General features: G+C 41.2%; 16 protein-coding genes and 1 pseudogene. 7 read left to right on the forward strand and 10 right to left on the reverse strand.

Annotated elements, in window-relative coordinates; genetic code table 11:
- Positions 1-155 precede the first annotated feature (155 nt).
- Positions 156-1,514 (reverse strand): M6 family metalloprotease domain-containing protein, encoded by a 1,359-nt coding sequence (locus tag G4P69_RS17225; RefSeq protein ID WP_208340226.1) that lies wholly within the window; start codon positions 1,512-1,514, stop codon positions 156-158.
- A gap of 801 nt (positions 1,515-2,315) precedes the next feature.
- On the opposite strand from G4P69_RS17225, the gene G4P69_RS17230 reads away from it, so the two are divergent.
- Entirely contained in the window at positions 2,316-4,691 is a 2,376-nt protein-coding gene (locus tag G4P69_RS17230; protein ID WP_208340225.1) for an alpha/beta hydrolase family protein, read from the forward strand.
- A gap of 11 nt (positions 4,692-4,702) precedes the next feature.
- Here the strand turns inward: G4P69_RS17230 and G4P69_RS17235 are convergent, their stop codons facing one another.
- On the reverse strand, positions 4,703-5,092 hold the full coding sequence (locus G4P69_RS17235) for a 6-pyruvoyl trahydropterin synthase family protein (RefSeq protein ID WP_208340224.1): 390 nt from the start codon (positions 5,090-5,092) through the stop codon (positions 4,703-4,705).
- 493 nt (positions 5,093-5,585) lie between these two features.
- On the opposite strand from G4P69_RS17235, the gene G4P69_RS17240 reads away from it, so the two are divergent.
- From G4P69_RS17240 to G4P69_RS17250, 3 genes are all read left to right on the forward strand, one after another.
- Complete coding sequence (locus G4P69_RS17240) at positions 5,586-6,875, forward strand: glucose-1-phosphate adenylyltransferase (protein ID WP_208340223.1); 1,290 nt, start codon at positions 5,586-5,588, stop codon at positions 6,873-6,875.
- 129 nt (positions 6,876-7,004) lie between these two features.
- On the forward strand, positions 7,005-7,481 hold the full coding sequence (locus tag G4P69_RS17245; protein ID WP_208340222.1) for an AAA family ATPase: 477 nt from the start codon (positions 7,005-7,007) through the stop codon (positions 7,479-7,481).
- A gap of 137 nt (positions 7,482-7,618) precedes the next feature.
- Entirely contained in the window at positions 7,619-8,611 is a 993-nt protein-coding gene (locus G4P69_RS17250) for a DnaJ C-terminal domain-containing protein (RefSeq protein ID WP_208340221.1), read from the forward strand.
- Between the two features lie 190 nt (positions 8,612-8,801).
- Here G4P69_RS17250 and G4P69_RS17255 read toward each other — a convergent pair whose 3' ends face one another.
- The 4 genes from G4P69_RS17255 to tsaB form a co-directional block, all read right to left on the reverse strand.
- On the reverse strand, positions 8,802-9,521 hold the full coding sequence (locus tag G4P69_RS17255; protein ID WP_243902240.1) for a carbonic anhydrase: 720 nt from the start codon (positions 9,519-9,521) through the stop codon (positions 8,802-8,804).
- Complete coding sequence (locus tag G4P69_RS17260) at positions 9,518-9,829, reverse strand: P-II family nitrogen regulator (protein WP_208340220.1); 312 nt, start codon at positions 9,827-9,829, stop codon at positions 9,518-9,520. Before G4P69_RS17260 ends, G4P69_RS17255 begins: the two co-directional genes overlap by 4 nt.
- A 4-nt stretch (positions 9,830-9,833) precedes the next feature.
- Positions 9,834-10,802: a sodium-dependent bicarbonate transport family permease gene (locus tag G4P69_RS17265; RefSeq protein ID WP_208340219.1), complete on the reverse strand. Its 969-nt coding sequence runs from the start codon at positions 10,800-10,802 to the stop codon at positions 9,834-9,836.
- 141 nt (positions 10,803-10,943) lie between these two features.
- A complete protein-coding gene (gene tsaB, locus G4P69_RS17270; protein WP_208340218.1) occupies positions 10,944-11,630 on the reverse strand; it encodes a tRNA (adenosine(37)-N6)-threonylcarbamoyltransferase complex dimerization subunit type 1 TsaB in 687 nt (228 codons plus the stop codon).
- Positions 11,631-11,840: 210 nt separating this feature from the next.
- On the opposite strand from tsaB, the gene G4P69_RS17275 reads away from it, so the two are divergent.
- On the forward strand, positions 11,841-12,452 hold the full coding sequence (locus tag G4P69_RS17275) for a hypothetical protein (RefSeq protein WP_208340217.1): 612 nt from the start codon (positions 11,841-11,843) through the stop codon (positions 12,450-12,452).
- A 192-nt stretch (positions 12,453-12,644) separates the two neighbouring features.
- On the opposite strand, the gene G4P69_RS17280 is transcribed toward G4P69_RS17275, so the two are convergent.
- The 4 genes and pseudogenes from G4P69_RS17280 to G4P69_RS17295 all read right to left on the reverse strand — a co-directional run.
- Positions 12,645-13,601 (reverse strand): MDR/zinc-dependent alcohol dehydrogenase-like family protein, encoded by a 957-nt coding sequence (locus G4P69_RS17280; RefSeq protein WP_208350633.1) that lies wholly within the window; start codon positions 13,599-13,601, stop codon positions 12,645-12,647.
- A 141-nt stretch (positions 13,602-13,742) separates the two neighbouring features.
- Complete coding sequence (locus G4P69_RS17285) at positions 13,743-14,114, reverse strand: hypothetical protein (protein ID WP_208340215.1); 372 nt, start codon at positions 14,112-14,114, stop codon at positions 13,743-13,745.
- Positions 14,115-15,041: 927 nt separating this feature from the next.
- Positions 15,042-15,602: an aspartoacylase gene (locus G4P69_RS17290; protein WP_208340214.1), complete on the reverse strand. Its 561-nt coding sequence runs from the start codon at positions 15,600-15,602 to the stop codon at positions 15,042-15,044.
- Positions 15,580-15,858: pseudogene (locus tag G4P69_RS17295) on the reverse strand (transposase family protein); the annotation flags it as partial. The gene G4P69_RS17290 and the pseudogene G4P69_RS17295, both read right to left, overlap by 23 nt.
- Before the next feature lie 271 nt (positions 15,859-16,129).
- Between G4P69_RS17295 and G4P69_RS17300 the strand changes: the two are divergent.
- Positions 16,130-17,266, forward strand: a complete 1,137-nt coding sequence (locus G4P69_RS17300) for an AAA family ATPase (RefSeq protein ID WP_208340213.1) — start codon at positions 16,130-16,132, stop codon at positions 17,264-17,266.
- Positions 17,266-17,976 (forward strand): DUF4276 family protein, encoded by a 711-nt coding sequence (locus G4P69_RS17305; RefSeq protein WP_208340212.1) that lies wholly within the window; start codon positions 17,266-17,268, stop codon positions 17,974-17,976. Before G4P69_RS17300 ends, G4P69_RS17305 begins: the two co-directional genes overlap by 1 nt.
- Positions 17,977-18,002: the final 26 nt, after the last annotated feature.

The following is an 18,002-nucleotide window of genomic DNA, read 5'->3' on the forward strand; positions in this document are numbered from 1 at the left end:
TCTCCACCACTCTTAATAACTGTTAATGTGGGCACTGCTTATAAGGTGAAAATAACCCAACGAACCTTACGCAATGTCCACTTTATAAAAATTGTCATAAATCAACTGCTGCAAGATGATAACAATACAGCCGACTTATGACAGAGCAAATTCAACTACCGAACCAAAGGTATCTTAGGAGTCTGAGGTACCTGTGACTTTATATCTACAGTAATGTCTTGTCCTTGAGATTGGATATCAGTGATCATAATCCCTGAATCAGAGCCATTGTATGCTTTGCTGTTGGGTGTAGTGCTTACGGTAAAGGAATGATTAGCACCACAAGGGAATGGATCATTGGCATCTCCTCTGTTGGCACCCTTGTTTAGATCTTGCCTGCCATCACACTGTTCAATGTCAACTAGGTAGTGAGATTCGTTGGTATTAGCAGTTTTATTTTCATCTACATGCTCAATGATTAAACCTTCACCGGGTAAGTATTTATCAAACCCTACTTTGTGACGATTTGAAAGTAGGAAATATTCCTTTCCGTTAGGTTCCGCGATTGGGATTTTGTAGATTTGACCATCATTTGTAGCATAGGGTTTAATTGTGACTTTTTCTTGCCTATTGCAGATTATCACGGGGTTTACCCATCCGAGTTTAACTTTACAATAAGCAGTCGGATGAGCAGGTGTTTGCCCACCGTTGTTCCAACTTCCACCAGCCATCAAATCCCAACCACCGGTACCAGATGAACTATAGTCAGTATCATACAGATCTGGCAATCCAAATACATGTCCTAACTCATGACAGAATACCCCAACTTTTCCGTCTTCAGGTTCGATACTATAGGCTTGAACCCTAACGCCATCTACAGTTTTTGGTGTTATTTCCCACTTGTGCGACCAGATATGATTATGGTTACCAGTTACTTCTGCTCCAGCACCTGCATGAACTATAAATAGAGCATCTACAACGCCATCACCATCATTGTCATAGTCGGCAAAATTCACAAATGGATCTGCTAAATCCACTAAATCTTCAACTAGCTTCTGGGAATTTTGTGGATAAGAACCCGTTCCAAAATTATTGTTGGTGTAATATGAGTATGGTTTTGGAGCGCGATACCAACCATTTGTAACTCCTTGTTGACCGCTAACATCACCGTCTACCGTTAGTTTATGGTGAGAAACCTCCCAGTAAAAATCTTTCAAGCTACCTGTGGGGTAAGTGCCTTGAGAAAACAGCATATCTTTATAGTGTTGCTGCGTTTTAGAAGCACGATTATCTGAGAAGTCTACCAGTAGTACTAAAGCTCTTCTTGTACCATCAACTGAAGCGATCTTTCCAGTTGTTGTATGAATGTGTCTGCGGCGATTGCTAATTAAGTTGAAAGTTCGTAAATCAAGAACATCAATTGTTGCTTCTTCTGTTGATCGATCTCCAGCCAGTAATCGCTCTCTAGTTCGGAGGAATTTCTCTCTCAGTTCTGGAGAAGCGGGAACTAAGTAACAGTTATCTGTCGGAAACATAAATCTGCTCCTTAAAATCTTTTTATGCAGTTTCATTCTGAGAGATAAATATGAGGAACTTGTGAATTAGATGAAATTTTTATAAAACTAAAAATTCAACAGAATATATGATTTTAATTTCATTAAATACTTAAAATTCTGTTAATTATATTTGTATAATAAGAAAATTATCGCATGATTAATTATCATTTATTAAAAAACTTAGTAATCACTTAAGTAAGTAAAATTGAGCAAGAATACTAAAATAATGGCTCAATTAATGACATGATGTCTGGCGATTGCAGTTACCTGATATCTTGCACATTTTATAACCGTTATACAGTAAGGCTTTGGGAGACTTATAAAAATGTGCTTGTTTCATATGTTGGGGGAGCGGAAACCGCGCCCGTTAGAGGCTGATATCTTGCACCTGTGCTGTTAGCCAGCCAGCCAGCGATTTAAATCGCTGGCTGATAGCTAAAGTCCTCTTAAGAGGACTGATCAAGAATTTCAGTCCATTTCAATGGACTTAAGCTATTAGCCCGGAACTTCAGTTCCGGGCGGGATATCGGGCTAACTCAGAATGGTGCAAAATGCCAGTTACTGTTTCTCTGTACAAAAATGCAATTATCATTCAAAAATCAAGCTAGAAATAGATTTATAAAGTGAGCTAGGGAAAAATCTCTACGGACTGGTATAAAAAGCAAGCTCCTACATCCCTCGTGTAACTGTTGCAATCATTGGTTTAACGTAGGGCACTATTTTTGGGAATACAATGAAGTCTTGGTAATTTTGAACTGAACTTGCCTTCCCCGACTCAAAATGGACAATTTCCCTATAAATAACCCCATCATTGAACAAATCTGGCAATTGCCTCCAGAACCAATTAACCAAATCTTAGACGCTCCATCGCTACCTACTATTGTGCTGTCTCCTAACAGAGAATGGATGGTGGAGTTGGATAGACCATTGTTGGTTCCAATTTCCTCACTTGCAGAAATGGAAGTTCCTTTAGCAGGTTTGTTGATCAATCCCAAAACGAACGCGCCTGTTCATGCGAACCCTTTTCAAACAATGAAAGTTAGGAGGTTCCCTTTCCTAGAGAAAAGCAAAACGGTGGTGCTTCCTGACAACGCCCAGATTGATTATCTAAAGTGGTCACCTGATAGCCGAAAACTTGCTTTTACTCTCACTCAACCAACAGGACTGGAATTATGGTTTGTGGATGTTGAAGATTTTATTCCCAAGCAGTTAACACAGCCAGTTCTCAATGGTGCATATGGAGAGCCATTCCATTGGCTGTCTAATGAGACTCTTATTTGTAAGTTCATTTTGACCGAACGCCCCGAAGCTCCCTGTGAGCCAACCGTTCCACCGGGACCACTTATTCAAGAAAATCTCAAAGGTAAAAGCCCAACTCGTACCTACACCCACTTACTGCAAAATCCTCACAACGAGGCACTACTTGAATACTACTTAACGTCTACTTTGGAAACAGTGACGCTAGATGGTCAACGTACTTTGTTAGTTTCTAACCGTCTCATTCATGAAGCTATACCTTCTCCTGATAGCAAATTTATTCTAATGAAGACGTTGCACCGACCGTTTTCTTACCAAGTTCCAATCTCGTACTTTCCCAAAAAAATTGAAGTGATTGATGAACTAGGAAAATGCGTTTATGAGGTTGCTGATCTCCCTCTTTTTATCCCTCGTACAACTAAATTTAATGAAGTCCGAAAAGGACGCAGAGCAGTTTTTTGGCGCACCGATGTAAATGCAACATTATTTTGGTTAGAAGCTTTAGACGGAGGTGATCCAACACATGATGTTCCTAAACGGGATGCTTTATTTGAATTGGATGCTCCTTTTACGAATACACCAAAGCAACTCTGGCAATCTGAGTATCGCCTTTCTAACCTTGCTTGGGGTAAACAAGATGTCGCGCTGGTTTGGGAACGGTGGTACGATAACCGTAAACAAAGAATCTGGCGCATATATCCCCAAGCGCCTGAAACACCGCCGCAACTACTGTTTGACCGCAGTTATGAAGATAAATACACTGATCCTGGATCAGCTTTAATGACTGTGGGACCTTACAATTATAAAGTTCTGCGCTTTGCACCACAGGGGAATATTATTTACCTAAAGGGGCGAGGAGCTTCATCTAATGGGGCATATCCGTTTTTAGATTGCTTAAATTTGGAAACAGGGGAGAAGCAACGCCTATGGCAATCTCAAGATCCATATTTTGAAGAAATTGCTTATGTGCTTGATGATGAAGCACAAACTGTTATTACTCGTCGACAATCTCGCACTGAGCCACCCAATTATTTTTTGTTGAATCGTCATAACAACCAAAGTCCTTTCCAGCTAACTGATTATCAAGATCCTGCTCCTCAATTAGCTGGAGTTTATACTGAGTTAGTAAAATATCAGCGAGCAGATGGTGTGCAGCTATCGGCTAAATTATATCTCCCTCCTGGTTATGATGCTGAGCGTGATGGCCCTGTGCCAATGTTATTTTGGGTTTATCCAGAGGAATTTAAAGATAAGGAATTTGCTGGACAGATTACAGAATCTCAGAACAATTTCAGCCGTCCCTTGCGTGCTTCTGTTTTATTTCTTCTCACTCAAGGCTATGGAATTCTTTCTGGTCCTAGTTTACCCATTATTGGGGAAGGCGAGACAGAACCAAATGATACTTACGTAGAACAATTGATTGCTGGAGCACAAGCAGCCGTGGATTATGTGGTAGAGCGAGGCATTGGCGATCGCAACCGTATTGGTATTGCGGGACACTCTTATGGTGCTTTCACTACAGTAAATTTGCTTGCACACACTAACTTATTCTGCACAGGTATTGCTAGGAGTGGTGCTTACAACCGAACCCTAACTCCGTTTGGTTTTCAAGGAGAACAGCGCAATTTTTGGGAGGCACAACAGACTTACATTCATATGTCTCCTTTTACTCATCTTGAAAAAGTCAAAGCACCTCTTTTGCTGATTCATGGGAAAAAAGATTCTAATTCTGGTACTTATCCATTACAAACGGAACGACTTTATGAAGCGCTTAAGGGGCTCGGAGCAATTGTTCGCTTGGTAATCTTACCTCTAGAAGACCACTCTTATCGCTCTCGCGAAGGGGTTGCTCATGTCCTTTGGGAAATGAGCAACTGGTGTGATAGGTATCTCAAATAATTTATGCTTGCCTAGTCATCTTCGTACTCTGCCCAAGAATTGGGTGTCTCAGATACAGCGACTTTCAACTTTACATCCGAGGGCAACTGCTTCTTAGTTTTATCGTAGATATACTGAGCAATCATCTCTGCCGTTGTTTCGTAACCTTCGGGGAGGACATCATTTAGGACTGAGTGATCAAGTCCTCCTTTAAGCATGTCTTGCTTCGCCCAACGAAGCGTGCGGAAGTCAGCTACCATAACTGGGTGAGGGCAGTACTCGGAAGAATGAAGCTGACTGGAAATGGCTTCTATCCGAACTTTGTAGGTGTGACCATGTAGCCGACCACAGGGACCATTGTAATCCTTAATGTAGTGAGCAGCGTCAAAGGTAAATTCTGTGGTCAGCTTCCACTTAGGCATACAGAAACCTTAGTTAAGCAGGTTGCTTAGAACTAATTTATCAAACTATATCACTTTTGCGCTTAAAGTGAAACTTAAATCTTCTAGCTTGAGATGACTGTCTCAAAAAATGCGCTTACTTAACAGCTAGTGCTATTACGGGAAATTTTAAAAAACTGTAATGTTATAAGCTGTTAAGCCTTCTCGTACGCCAAAAGGTATAAATAGCTTTATTTATACCTTACTGTACTAGTACAGCGCCGCGTAAATAAGCATACCATTCAAAATCTGTGAAAAGCCTACGCTGTATTCCTAACAGAATTTTGAATGAGCGAATGAGCGAATTCCGCCTTGCGGTACTAGTACCATAAGGCACTAAGTTAATTATCCTGTTTTCTATCCACGTATTCCGTCTTAAGAGTATTTCTCACAAATCTATCTTCCCCCCCTTACCAGAGGTCTCACACAGTCCTAAACTGTAGATGGGAGTTGAAAGGCAGTTAGGAGAAATTTTGTGAAAAGAGTTTTAGGAATCATTCTTGGGGGTGGTGCAGGTACCCGTCTTTACCCACTTACCAAACTACGTGCTAAACCAGCTGTACCAGTCGCTGGGAAATACCGCTTAATTGATATACCTGTTAGTAACTGTATAAATTCCGAAATATTCAAAATTTACGTTCTCACCCAATTCAACTCAGCTTCCCTCAATCGTCACATTGCTCGTACATACAGCTTTTCTGGCTTTACTGAGGGTTTCGTAGAAGTCCTAGCTGCACAGCAAACTCTAGAAAACCTCAATTGGTTCCAAGGAACAGCTGACGCGGTTCGGCAATATTTGTGGTTGTTTGAAGAATGGGATGTAGATGAATATCTTATCCTTTCTGGTGACCACCTTTACCGCATGGACTACCGTTTGTTTGTGGATCGTCACAGGGAGACTGGCTCTGATATAACCCTTTCGGTTATACCTATTGATGAAAGTCGCGCTTCTGACTTTGGTTTAATGAAAATCGATGGCTCTGGTAGGGTTATTGACTTTAGCGAAAAACCCAAAGGTGAAGCATTAACAAAAATGCAAGTTGATACAACTGTCCTGGGTTTGTCGCCTGATCAAGCTCAAGAAAAGCCTTATATTGCCTCGATGGGGATCTACATCTTTAAGAAAGATGTTTTGATTAAGTTGCTGAAAGAATCTTCACACCGGACTGATTTTGGTAAAGAAATTATTCCTCAGTCAGCACAAGATTATAATATTCAAGCCTATTTATTTGACGGTTACTGGGAAGACATTGGAACAATAGAATCATTCTATAATGCCAATTTAGCATTGACTCAGCAGCCTCTTCCACCCTTTAGCTTCTATGATGAAGAAGCTCCAATTTATACCCGTGCTCGTTACTTACCTCCTACTAAACTGTTGGATTGCCAAATAAGACAGTCAATGGTTGGTGAGGGTTGTATTCTCAAAAAATGCCGCATTGAAAATTCGGTGTTGGGAGTGCGATCGCGTGTTGAAGAGGGCTGCGTTATAGAAGATACCCTAATTATGGGAGCGGATTTCTATCAAGGTTTTGCTGAACGTCAGTCTGATTGCGAGAGAAAAGGTGTCTCCTTGGGTATTGGTGCTAACACCACAATCCGTCGTGCGATAATTGATAAAAACGCTCATATTGGATGTGACGTGCAAATTATCAACAAAGACAATGTTCAAGAAGCAGAACGCGAAAGTCAAGGCTTTTATATCCGTAGTGGAATCATTGTCATCCTCAAAAATGCTGTAATTCCCGATGGAACCATTATTTAGTTAGTTGTTAGTGGAGCCAATGTGCTCCACTATAGCAATACCAAATCATTTTTCAGAAAACTAAAGTACATCTCATCCCCATACCCTGTTCTTCATTAAGGTTTACAACTCCTGCACGAATTGTTATAAATGACGAAACTCTTACTACTGATTGGTCTTCCTGGTAGTGGTAAGTCAACCTTAGCAAAACAGTTGCTGGCAGAATCTCCCGAGATGAGACTAATTTCTACCGATGCTATTCGAGAAAAAATATTCGGAAATGAAGCTACTCAGGGAACGTGGCTACTTATTTGGCATGAAGTACAACAGCAATTTCAGCAAGCCCTGATTGCGGGTTCTTCGGCAATTTATGACGCAACGAACGCCCAAAGACGCCATCGCCGCGAAATTATTTCTCTTGCTCGGAGTTTAGGCTTTACTAATATTACAGCAATTTGGGTAAAAACTCCTGTTTGGCTTTGTTTAGCACGGAACAAAAAGCGGCACCGTCAAGTGCCAGAGAACGTTATATTTCGTATGCATCGGCAACTCCGCGATGCACCCCCTTCATTGTCAGAAGGACTAGACGAGCTAATTTTTAGTACGGAAATTCCAACGACGCAATGAGCAAAAACCGCACTTGATTTTATTTAATCTTTGTTAAGTTAAAAGTTAGAGTCTATAGAATTGTAATTTTATTAAGCAAGGCTTGCCGACTCAAATTAAAAAAAAAATTAATGAGAATTTTTATAGGAGGCTGGTAGATGGCTGCAACCGACTTCAAAGACTATTATGTGATTTTAGGAGTTAGTAAGACCGCCACTCCAGAGGAAATTAAACAAGCCTTTCGTAAACTAGCGCGGAAATATCACCCTGACGTCAATCCGAACAACAAACAGGCGGAAGCACGGTTTAAAGAAGTTAACGAGGCGTATGAAGTCCTGTCAGATCCTGACAAACGCCGAAAATACGATCAATTTGGTCAATATTGGAAACAGGCGGAGGGAGGTTTTCATCCTGGCGCTGGAGTCGATATGGGAGGCTTTGACTTCAGCCAATACGGGAGCTTTGATGACTTTATCAATGAGTTATTAGGGCGCTTTGGTAGTAATAGTAGTCGCGGTGGTCAACAATCTTATCGTACTAGCACACGACCACCGGGTGGCTTCAGCGGCTTTAATGATTTTGGCAGCTTTAATGATTTTGGTGCTGGTGCTTCCGTACAGGATAGTGAAGCTATAATTCGTCTTACTTTTGCAGAAGCTTTTAATGGGGTACAAAAACACTTAAATTTAGGCAATGAAGTTATAGATGTACGCATACCAGGAGGAGCTAAATCTGGTAGCCGTTTGCGTGTGAGAGGCAAAGGACAAATAAATCCTATGACTCAACAACGCGGTGATTTGTACTTAAAAGTTGAACTTATTCCTCACTCTTTCTTCCAGTTCGAGGGTGATAATTTAGTATGTGAAGTGCCAATCTCACCGGACGAAGCTGTATTAGGAACATCTATTGATGTACCAACCCCGGATGGAATGGTTAATGTTAAAATTCCTACCGGAGTACGTTCTGGTCAATCTTTACGTCTACGTGGTAAAGGATGGCCTCAACCTAGAGGAACACGTGGTGACCAGTTAGTTAAGATTAATATTGTAACACCAAAAGAAATCAGCGCTCAGGAGCGAGAATATTATGAGAAACTCCGCGCTATACGTACTTTTAACCCTCGGAGCAATTTGCAGCAGGTGAAGTTGTGAGGAAAGTGGGCATAGGGCAATGGGCAAGGGGCATCGGGCAGAGGAGTAGTTCACGGTGTACTCTTACGGAAAGTCGTAAAGCACTGAACCATTATGAGGATTCTTATAAACGGTGCGTTACGAGTCGCGCTAACGCACCCTACTTGGTATATATGCCCCATGCCCCATGCCCCATGCCCCATGCCCATAATTAAACGATAGTCACTTTCCCAGTATCTAAGTCGTAACGACCTCCAACTATTTTTAGTTTGCCAGATTCTACGCGCTCAGTTAAGAGTTGCGATCGCCCTAACCGTTCAATTTGATATTGAACATTTGCCACGACAGCATTCTCGACTGCATCACCAGATTGACCACTAACCTTTTCTAAAGCTGGTTTAATCGCTTGCACAAAGGTACCAATGTTACCCAGCAGTGCTTGTTTTTGGACAGTTGCAGTCACAGCGCCACACCGTTCATGACCTAGCACCATTACCACGGGTGTTCCTAAAAGGACAGCAGCATACTCAATACTACCTATTGCTTCAGGTATAGCAATATTGCCAGCAATCCGAATATCAAAGACATCTCCAATACCCTGATCGAAAATAATTTCTGGCGGAACCCGTGAATCTGCACAACTGAGGATGGTTGCAAATGGGTGTTGCGCTTGAGCAACTTCCAGCAACCGCGCAGCTGATTGATCTGGATATTGAGGGTGATGCTGAGTAAACCTCTGATTTCCTTCTAGAAGTTTTTCCAGTGCTGCATCGGGAGTAAGAGATTGCGTAACTGCTGAACCAACTCCGCCAGCTTTAGCAGGTTCAACAGAACAAAGTAGATCGCTGGTACTTATTATCGTCCCAAACACCCCGGTAACTCCTAACTTTAGGAAGTGACGGCGTTCCATGAAATGCTTGTTTGAATTCATAACGATGCAACGCACTTTATAGAACGAATTTCCATTACATCAGAGATGTAACAAGTACCACCAAATTTGTTAAGTAGTGGTCTAATGTTTTCAACGACAGGCTTAACGTACTCTGGCATACAAAACGCAATAATGTAAACATTATCAAGCATCGTCATGTCTAAATCTTCCTCGGCTCCTCGTAATCCTTTACCAGCAACATTGCGGATGACAGCATGACCGTGTACACCTGACTTATCTAAACCTTCTAAAATCTTGGCAAGCTCAAACGAATTCGCAATAATTTCAATTTTCTTAACTAAGTGCATATTATTACCTCCAAAACAAGTTAATTCCGTACAGATATAACGGAATCCCCACGATAATATTGAATGGGAATGTAACTGCCAAAGCGGTAGAAACATAGAGGCTCGGGTTGGCTTCCGGAACAGTCAACCTCATGGCTGCTGGAACAGCAATGTAAGAAGCACTCGCACACAACACAGCAAATAAGAGTGAATCCCCTTGAGGCATACCAATGAATTTGGCAATCACTAACCCAATACCCGCATTGAGTATTGGAATTAGTATCGCAAATGAAATCAGAAAAAGTCCGGTTTTTTGCAAGTCTTTAATTCTTCTTGCTGCTACTAGTCCCATATCCAACAAAAAGAAGGTGAGAATACCATAGAACATTCCTTGTGCAAAAGGTTCTAATACTTGCCAGCCGTGCTCTCCTGTTAAAAAGCCAATCAACAGACTACCAACTAAAAGAAAGACAGAACTATTAAGAAATGCTTCCTTGATCACTTCTGACCAAGAAAACTCCCGCTTTTCATCCTTAGTGAATAAATTCACCAAGATTAAACCAACAATGATAGCCGGAGATTCCATTAGGGCAAGAGCTGCTACCATATAACCATCAAACTGAATGCCAAGTTCACTGAGAAAGGCGCTAGCGGTGATGAAAGTAACAGCACTGATAGAACCGTAGGTTGCTGCGATCGCTGCCGCATCATAAGTATCCAACTTCAGCTTGAGGATAAAAAAGGTGTAAATTGGGACAAAACAAGCCATTAATATAGCTGCTAGGAGGGTTAAAACCACTTCCTGAGTGACTCCGCTCTTTATCAATTCTACCCCTCCTTTAAAACCAATCGCAAAGAGCAGGTAAAGCGATAGGAGTTTGGGTACCGGGGCTGGAATTTCCAAATCAGACTTTACAAAAACGGCCGTCATTCCCAGAAAGAAAAACAGGATTGGCGGATTCAGTATGTTAGACACAATCAAACTGACATCCATTTCCACCCCTCCTCATATTCCCGAAATCGGTAATTGAAAAAATTTCTCATTACTTTGTTAATTTTCTGGCATATCCTTTCTCCATCTATACCATGCCTGCTTATACCAGTTTCGTAAATCTTCAACGGGGCATAATATTCTCTAGGAAAGAGTCACTGGATGTTGTCCATAATATGGCAAAGCTTCTGACCAATCAGGGCGTTTCCCACATTGCCATTCTAAGTATGCTAGTTCCAATATGATCGTAACTGTAGCAGCCAAACCAGATTTTGCTTCAATTAACTGATAACTTGTCTCCCATGTGGCTAATTTTTCCTGCCATGCTTCTGGTGTTAGCACTGTGTCTGGAAATAAAACCCGTAGGTCAGAACCATCTGGTGTAGGTTGATAAATAGCCGTAAAAATTTTACCTTGTTGTGCTGGCATTTGTACAGCAATGGCTTGTTCGCATTTCATACTAGAAGAAATCGAGGTGATGTGCGATCCCGCATAGCGCGATCGCGCCACTGCTGCTAAAGTAGAAATAGCAAATACAGGAATACCTAACTGTTGTCCTAAAGTACGAGCAGTCACAACGCCAATGCGAGTACCAGTAAAACCACCTGGACCTTTGGCTACAGCGATAAACTCTAAATCAGCCCAAATTTGAGGTTGTATAAACTCAAGCAAATATTTGTGCAACTGGCTGGATAATTCACGCTCCAGATTCCAAACACCTGAACGTATATCGCCTGCAAAGTTACTCATTGCCAAACCAAGTTCAGGTGTGGTGGTATGCAGCGCCAATCCGTATTTTGTTGGTTCGAGTTGTTGTAGTTGGGTGGTCAAGGCAAATTACATCGCGACTCAGTATCAATATAATAGCGCTCGAATTATAAGTTATAAGTTTCAATTCAACGAAAAGAATTGATTTAAAATGAGAATTGCTGAACTGTATACGATGCGCTCACACTTACCCGGATTTCTCTCCACCAGCGTGCGATCGCCATTTCCTGAATCCCCGGTTGGGGAATAAAACTAGAAATTGCTATAGAAATTATGGCTTACTCAGACTTCAACGATTTACCCAATGTACTAAATCAATTTGAACTAGAGTTAATTCAAGAAACCCCAAAGTTATTTACTAATGCTCCACCAATAGAACCCAGCAGTCTACTTAGTCAAATTCTTAAAAGAAACGCAACAAGGGTTGTTCTAGAATTAAGAAGTGAGAAAGAAAAAAGCGAGCGAATCATCAGCCCTATACTGGCAGAACTGCAAGAAATTTCCACTACCCCCATTAACGTGTTTTCAGGAGAAACCTTTAATGTAGACAAATCAATAGGTTTAAACGGTGTGTGCGACTTCTTAATATCAAAAAGTCCGATAAGTATTACAATTGTTAAACCTGTAATAGTCGTAGTCGAAGCAAAAAAGTCAGATATTGCTATGGGCTTACCTCAATGTATTGCTGAAATGGTGGCTGCCCATAAGTTTAATAAAGATATGCAACCGGTTTTTGGTATTGTTACTACAGCAACCCAGTGGGCTTTTTTGATTCTCAGAAATAATGTAGTAACTATTGACCCTACAATATATCTGTTTCCATCTGTAGATAAAATTTTAGGAATTTTGATGGCAATGGTAAATAGTACAAATGATGAAGCCTAGAAAAACATTTGTAAGTGTCCAATTGAACAACAAGTTCTGGTTGTGTTTCAATCCCGCGAACATACTAACATTAAAGCATTAAGTTAAGTCAATGTGCCCGTTTTTTTGCCCCCACTATCTCGGGAGGCGATCGCCGTCACGCTTCGTAATAGCTCTTCACCTCTCCCCTCAGGAGAACCGCCGTCCTAAAATTTAATGGCTCATTTCTAGCAAGACCTTTAAAACACCTTTAATTTGAGCACGCTCAAAAGCCTCTATCCCTTGCGCTAAAGGGTAATGAGCATGAATGAGAGGCTTTACATCTACTCGTTCTTGTGCTAATAGGTCGAGTGCTGCGGGAAATGGACCACAACGGGAGCCAATGAGAGTAATTTCATCAACGACTAAGGAAGAAGCATCCACACTCAGATTACCAGCATAAGTACTTTTGAGTAATAAAGTTCCCCGTGCACGTAAAGCACGCCGAGCAAGTGCAAAGCCTTCAGCGTTACCAGTACAATCCACTGAAATATCAAAACTTCTGTCTACAATTGCATCGACTAAACCAGTTTTGATACCTCGTGCTTCTAAGTTAGCAAGTTTATCCTGATGTCGCCCAACTGCTAAGAGATCGCAACCAGTTAAAGCTAATGTCTGTGCTACCAATTGCCCTAGCTTACCATCTCCAACAACTAGCACCCGATCATCTGAATGTATAGCTACTTGTTGCTGAATTTCCAAAGCAGCAGCTAAGGGTTCTGTAAATGTTGCTACTTCTGTAGGGACATGATCAGGAACGGGATGCAAATTCTCAATGGGCAAACAGAGATAGTCGGCAAAAGCGCCGTTACGGTTAACAATTCCAAGGACAGTGCGATTTTCACAATGAGTTGGTTGTCCACTACGGCAAAACCGACACTTTCCACATGCAGCGTTAATTTCTCCAACAACGCGCTGGTTAACTAAGTGTTGTGGTCCAGTCTCTACTATACCAACAAATTCGTGTCCTAAAATACCGCTGTAAGGATAGTAACCTCTCTTCAGTTCTATGTCAGTGTTACAGATACCAGCACACAAAACCCTCACCAAGGCTTCTCCTTGTGTCGGTTCAGGAACAGGGATATCAGTGCGCAGTTCTAATTGGTTGTCTTCGAGCCAAAGTCCTTTCATTGATTTGATCTGCTAAATGTTCCAAAAACCTTGATATCCTTCATACCACCAACCAAAAAACCCGATAAAAATGGTGACTATTGGACAAGTAGCATTATAGCGAAATCAGGATACCAATAGCTGTTTTTCACTCGCACAAAATTATTTGATTTCCAGTAGCTCAGGTGGGTTCATTTGTAATGGATCGCCAAAGTAGTATTCGAGAATGGCAGCTATAGCCTCATCAATTGACTCAAATGATTTTTGAAAATCACCAGGTCCGGGACCTGGTAACCATTCCCAGATTTCAAATATCCATTTACTTTTACTTTCTTTTGGATAAAGATTGGCACCTGGCGCATCACAAGGTATTTCTTCAGATCCCCAAGAGCACTCATAGTCTTTTCTTATATTTCCAGGAGTTGATTTGGGCTTTGCAATAGAATATCCATTTGCAAATGGACTAACTGACCCAAGTGATCTAACTAACAAACCGGCTTTCTCTAGTCTTGCAACTGCCTTTGATTCCAGCATACTTTAGCTTACTTGTGATTTATAATTATATGTCATTGCTAAAATAAATTTAAATCAAGACTGTTCCAGTCAGTCCCACTTTTATCGTTGGTCTTATTAGCCGATTTAATATTATTACCGTCATCGTAAATCAAAAGATAAAAATCCTTCTTGGACAAACGTTCTTCGAGAAGAGCTATCTCTGCCAGATGGTCTGTTATGCGCGAGAGATAAGCCAACTCAAGGGCAACCCGATTCCTGTGGAGTTCGTTGCGAAGAGAGCTTCAATACACTCTCGATGAATATCGGCTGTCCATTTAGCTTTGAAAAGATCAATCACTGCAAGTTGTAAGCCGTTACGCCTCCGCGTTTTTATATGGAACGCGGGCAAGGTACCCGCACTATAATCATTTTACATTTTTGCTTTATAAAAGCTAGCTGCGCATCATACCAATTCAAAAAATGATTGATACAAATATAGGTTGGGTTGAGGAACGTAGACGCCTCTGGTGGCTTCCCGCAGGGTAACCCAACACATCAAAGCTTTGTCTTTGGAGCGGTTGCATGGGATCGCACTACTCACCCCCATCAAGTATTATCAGTTGGTCGGATAAAAAACATAGCCTGTGGAACATCACCAACTTGACCTGTTTACAAATACCGTATAATGGTTTGACCTAACAAGGACTCGTTTTGAGGGCTCCCCACGTTCGCGATTGCCCTAAAGGGCGCTACGCTTTGTGCAATCGCTAATTACCAAATCTAAGTTCATCATTTAGGCTCGCTTTTTCTCTCCCTATAGTGATAAAAGCTGTTTCGTGGCGATTGCGCAAAGCACAGTTATACTATTCGTCGGTTCACTATCACAATGGCACGACTGCGTACATAGGAGAGTAGCAAATCTGAAAATAAGCTCTCCTTGTACAACATTCGGCGTAGATGGCTAACCTAACCTATTCCTAACATTTCATATTTTAGAAGTAAATCTTTAAGATTTACTTGCTGTTTAATAGCCAAGCTCATAGCGATTTGTTTTTCGTAATATGCAGCTTCATTAATGAAGATTGGAAACATAGGAGATTCTCCTTGATACAAAATCTCTTCTCCATCAAAACTGAGGAATAATGGATCGCCATAATGCAAAATATTATAGTCTTTAAATTGAAGTTGAGGGTGAATCATTGCCCGAATTCGTTGTTGCTCATCTCTCGGATAATCTACAGATTTCACTTGTTGATATAGGGTAAAAGTTTTAGAAATTTCAGGTATTCTTCCTTGATTATAGAGTTCGACAAAATTGAGAATTGAACTAATCAAGGCTTCCGTTTGCAAAAATAATTCGGCATCAATAGTCCCTTGAGCTACTGGACCTACTTCAATAGCAAAGCTCAGTTCGTAAAGACTTCTCAGGTAAGAATGCTCTTGATTAAGTGGGTACTGCAAAACTTTGACTAAAGGATTAATTCCACTCAGATAAGCAGCTAAACCCCACAAAATCAAGCTTTTCATTAAACGTTTTTCGGCACGTTTTACATTTAAATCTTCGTCTATTTACATTTAATATTACTTCTTTATCTCCCATTGGTAAATCTTTTACTAAAGATTTTTGATTTTGGTGTAAATGTTCGGACTTTTTACCGCACTGCGGACATACTGCACTTTTCGTTTTTTTACTTACTGATAAAATTAAGACTGAACCCTCCTGTAGACTTGATTCTACCACTACGTCAGATAAATTTAATAGTTGAGTAAGGATTCTTTTCATAATTAATTTTACTTAAAAAATGAATATATATCCTAACATTTTAGCACGTTAAGTACGCAAGAGCCCAAAAACAGGGTTTAGTTACGAAGCTTTTAACAATGCAGTTGAAATAGTTCGTCAACAAGGTGTAGAAGGAACCTGTGTCTACAAAGTAATTAACTAACGATAAAACTATATGTCGAGGTTGCCCGAAACCGTAGGTATATAGCCTTACCAGTGGTAAGATAGCACGAAAAAACAGCCTACTCGCCTGTATGGGATATGCTTACATATGATAAGTCTTATAGCTGATTCAGGAGAAAAACTTTTGAACAAGCTGCAACGATTAACCCTCGACGGATTCAAGTCTATTAAGGCGATGGATCTTGATCTGCGTCCCTTAAATATTTTGATTGGAGCAAACGGAACAGGCAAAAGCAATCTCATTTCGTTCTTCAAGATGCTTAATGAGATGATGGCTGGACGCTTTCAACAATATCTTGGTATGTCGGGGCGCGCTCAGTCCCTTTTGTACTTTGGACCCAAAACCACTCCTCAGATAGAAGCAACACTAAAGTTTGAAGTTGAAAACGGGATCGATACCTATCATCTGCGATTATTGCACGCGGCAGGTGATAGCCTGATCTTCTCCGAAGAGACATTGAGTTTCCAACAAACGGGTTGGACATCCCCAAGGATTGACCAATTGGGTGCAGGACATCAGGAAACAAAAATCAATGCAGCAGCAGAGGGAGGGATGCAAACAGCCAAGACTCTCAAGTATTTGCTTGATCGTTGCCGTGTATATCACTTTCACGATACATCTTCTACAGCATTTGTGCGCCAGTCTTGTTACATTGGCGATAATCGATGGCTTATGCCTGATGCTGGAAATTTAGCTGCATTGCTTCTGAAATTCCGTGATGAGAATAATGTAGCTTATAAAAGCATCGTTGGAACAATCCGTTTGATTGCGCCATTTTTCGATGACTTTATTCTTGAACCAGATGCATCTAATCGCGTCATTCTGAACTGGCGAGAAAAACAGTCAGATAGGGTATTTGGACCCCATCAATTTTCAGATGGCACTTTACGCGCCATATGTCTTGCAACACTGCTCTTACAGCCAGACGATAAGCTACCAGAACTTATTGTGGTTGATGAGCCAGAATTAGGTCTTCATCCTTATGCTCTAAATGTTGTAGCTGATTTGTTTAGCAAGGCTTCGCTTCATACGCAAATCCTCATTAGCACCCAATCTAGTTCGTTTTTGGATAATTTTGATCCTGAAGATGTGATTGTGGTAAACCGAGAGGGTAAGGAGTCGCAATTTAAGCGGCTTAATCCGACAGAATTAGAAGATTGGCTCGAGGAGTACAGTCTGGGAGAAGTCTGGGAGAAAAATATCATTGGGGGAGGACCGCATTAATGGTGCGCCTCTACCTGTTTGCTGAAGGACAAACCGAGCAGACATTCGCTGACACTTTAATAAAACCGCACTTAGCTCAACATGAAGTGTTTATGTACCCTCCTCGGCTGATCGCTAATACGAGAAAAAAAGGGCAAGTACATCGCGGCGGCGGGCGCAATTACGCGGCAATGAAAAATGATATTCTGCGATCGCTTAAGCAGGATAAAAATCCCGATGCATTCTTCACTACTATGATTGATTTGTATGCTATCCATCCTGATTTTCCGGGATTAGCTGAATCCGAAAGTTTGCGCTATTCTCCTACAAAGCGGGTCGAATTTCTAGAGCAATGCTTTGTAGAAGATATTAAGGATCATCGATTCATCCCATACATTCAGTTGCATGAATATGAGGCATACCTTTTTGCTGATCCAACCTGTTTTGAATACCTTGATCCTGATCGTACAAAAGAGATTGAGGTTCTCAAGGCTATTGCTGATCAATATGAGACGCCTGAGTTAATCAACGATGGACAGCAAACAGCGCCTAGCAAGCGTATCATAAATCAGTTTCCTGATTATGGAAAAGCAAAGTCTACTTTTGGCCCACAGTTGGCTGAACTCATAGGGCTGCAAGTAATTCGGAGCCGATGCCCCCACTTCAACGTCTGGCTGTCACGGCTCGAATCGTTAAACAATGAACGCGAAAACTTTGCCGGAACCATCTGAGTTGAATGGTTAGACAGGTTTAAGTG

Origin of the sequence: Aetokthonos hydrillicola CCALA 1050 (genome assembly GCF_017591665.1) — a bacterium.
GTDB classification, from domain to species: Bacteria; Cyanobacteriota; Cyanobacteriia; order Cyanobacteriales; family Nostocaceae; genus Aetokthonos; species Aetokthonos hydrillicola.

Bases quoted from the DNA above. Each gene is read 5' to 3' on its own strand.
- G4P69_RS17225 (WP_208340226.1), bottom strand. From the start codon at position 1,514: ATGTTTCCGACAGATAACTGTTACTTAGTTCCCGCTTCTCCAGAACTG.
- G4P69_RS17230 (WP_208340225.1), top strand. From the start codon at position 2,316: ATGGACAATTTCCCTATAAATAACCCCATCATTGAACAAATCTGGCAA.
- G4P69_RS17235 (WP_208340224.1), bottom strand. From the start codon at position 5,092: ATGCCTAAGTGGAAGCTGACCACAGAATTTACCTTTGACGCTGCTCAC.
- G4P69_RS17245 (WP_208340222.1), top strand. From the start codon at position 7,005: ATGACGAAACTCTTACTACTGATTGGTCTTCCTGGTAGTGGTAAGTCA.
- G4P69_RS17250 (WP_208340221.1), top strand. From the start codon at position 7,619: ATGGCTGCAACCGACTTCAAAGACTATTATGTGATTTTAGGAGTTAGT.
- G4P69_RS17255 (WP_243902240.1), bottom strand. From the start codon at position 9,521: ATGAATTCAAACAAGCATTTCATGGAACGCCGTCACTTCCTAAAGTTA.
- G4P69_RS17260 (WP_208340220.1), bottom strand. From the start codon at position 9,829: ATGCACTTAGTTAAGAAAATTGAAATTATTGCGAATTCGTTTGAGCTT.
- G4P69_RS17265 (WP_208340219.1), bottom strand. From the start codon at position 10,802: ATGGATGTCAGTTTGATTGTGTCTAACATACTGAATCCGCCAATCCTG.
- G4P69_RS17275 (WP_208340217.1), top strand. From the start codon at position 11,841: ATGGCTTACTCAGACTTCAACGATTTACCCAATGTACTAAATCAATTT.
- G4P69_RS17280 (WP_208350633.1), bottom strand. From the start codon at position 13,601: ATGAAAGGACTTTGGCTCGAAGACAACCAATTAGAACTGCGCACTGAT.
- G4P69_RS17285 (WP_208340215.1), bottom strand. From the start codon at position 14,114: ATGCTGGAATCAAAGGCAGTTGCAAGACTAGAGAAAGCCGGTTTGTTA.
- G4P69_RS17290 (WP_208340214.1), bottom strand. From the start codon at position 15,602: ATGAAAAGCTTGATTTTGTGGGGTTTAGCTGCTTATCTGAGTGGAATT.
- G4P69_RS17300 (WP_208340213.1), top strand. From the start codon at position 16,130: ATGATAAGTCTTATAGCTGATTCAGGAGAAAAACTTTTGAACAAGCTG.
- G4P69_RS17305 (WP_208340212.1), top strand. From the start codon at position 17,266: ATGGTGCGCCTCTACCTGTTTGCTGAAGGACAAACCGAGCAGACATTC.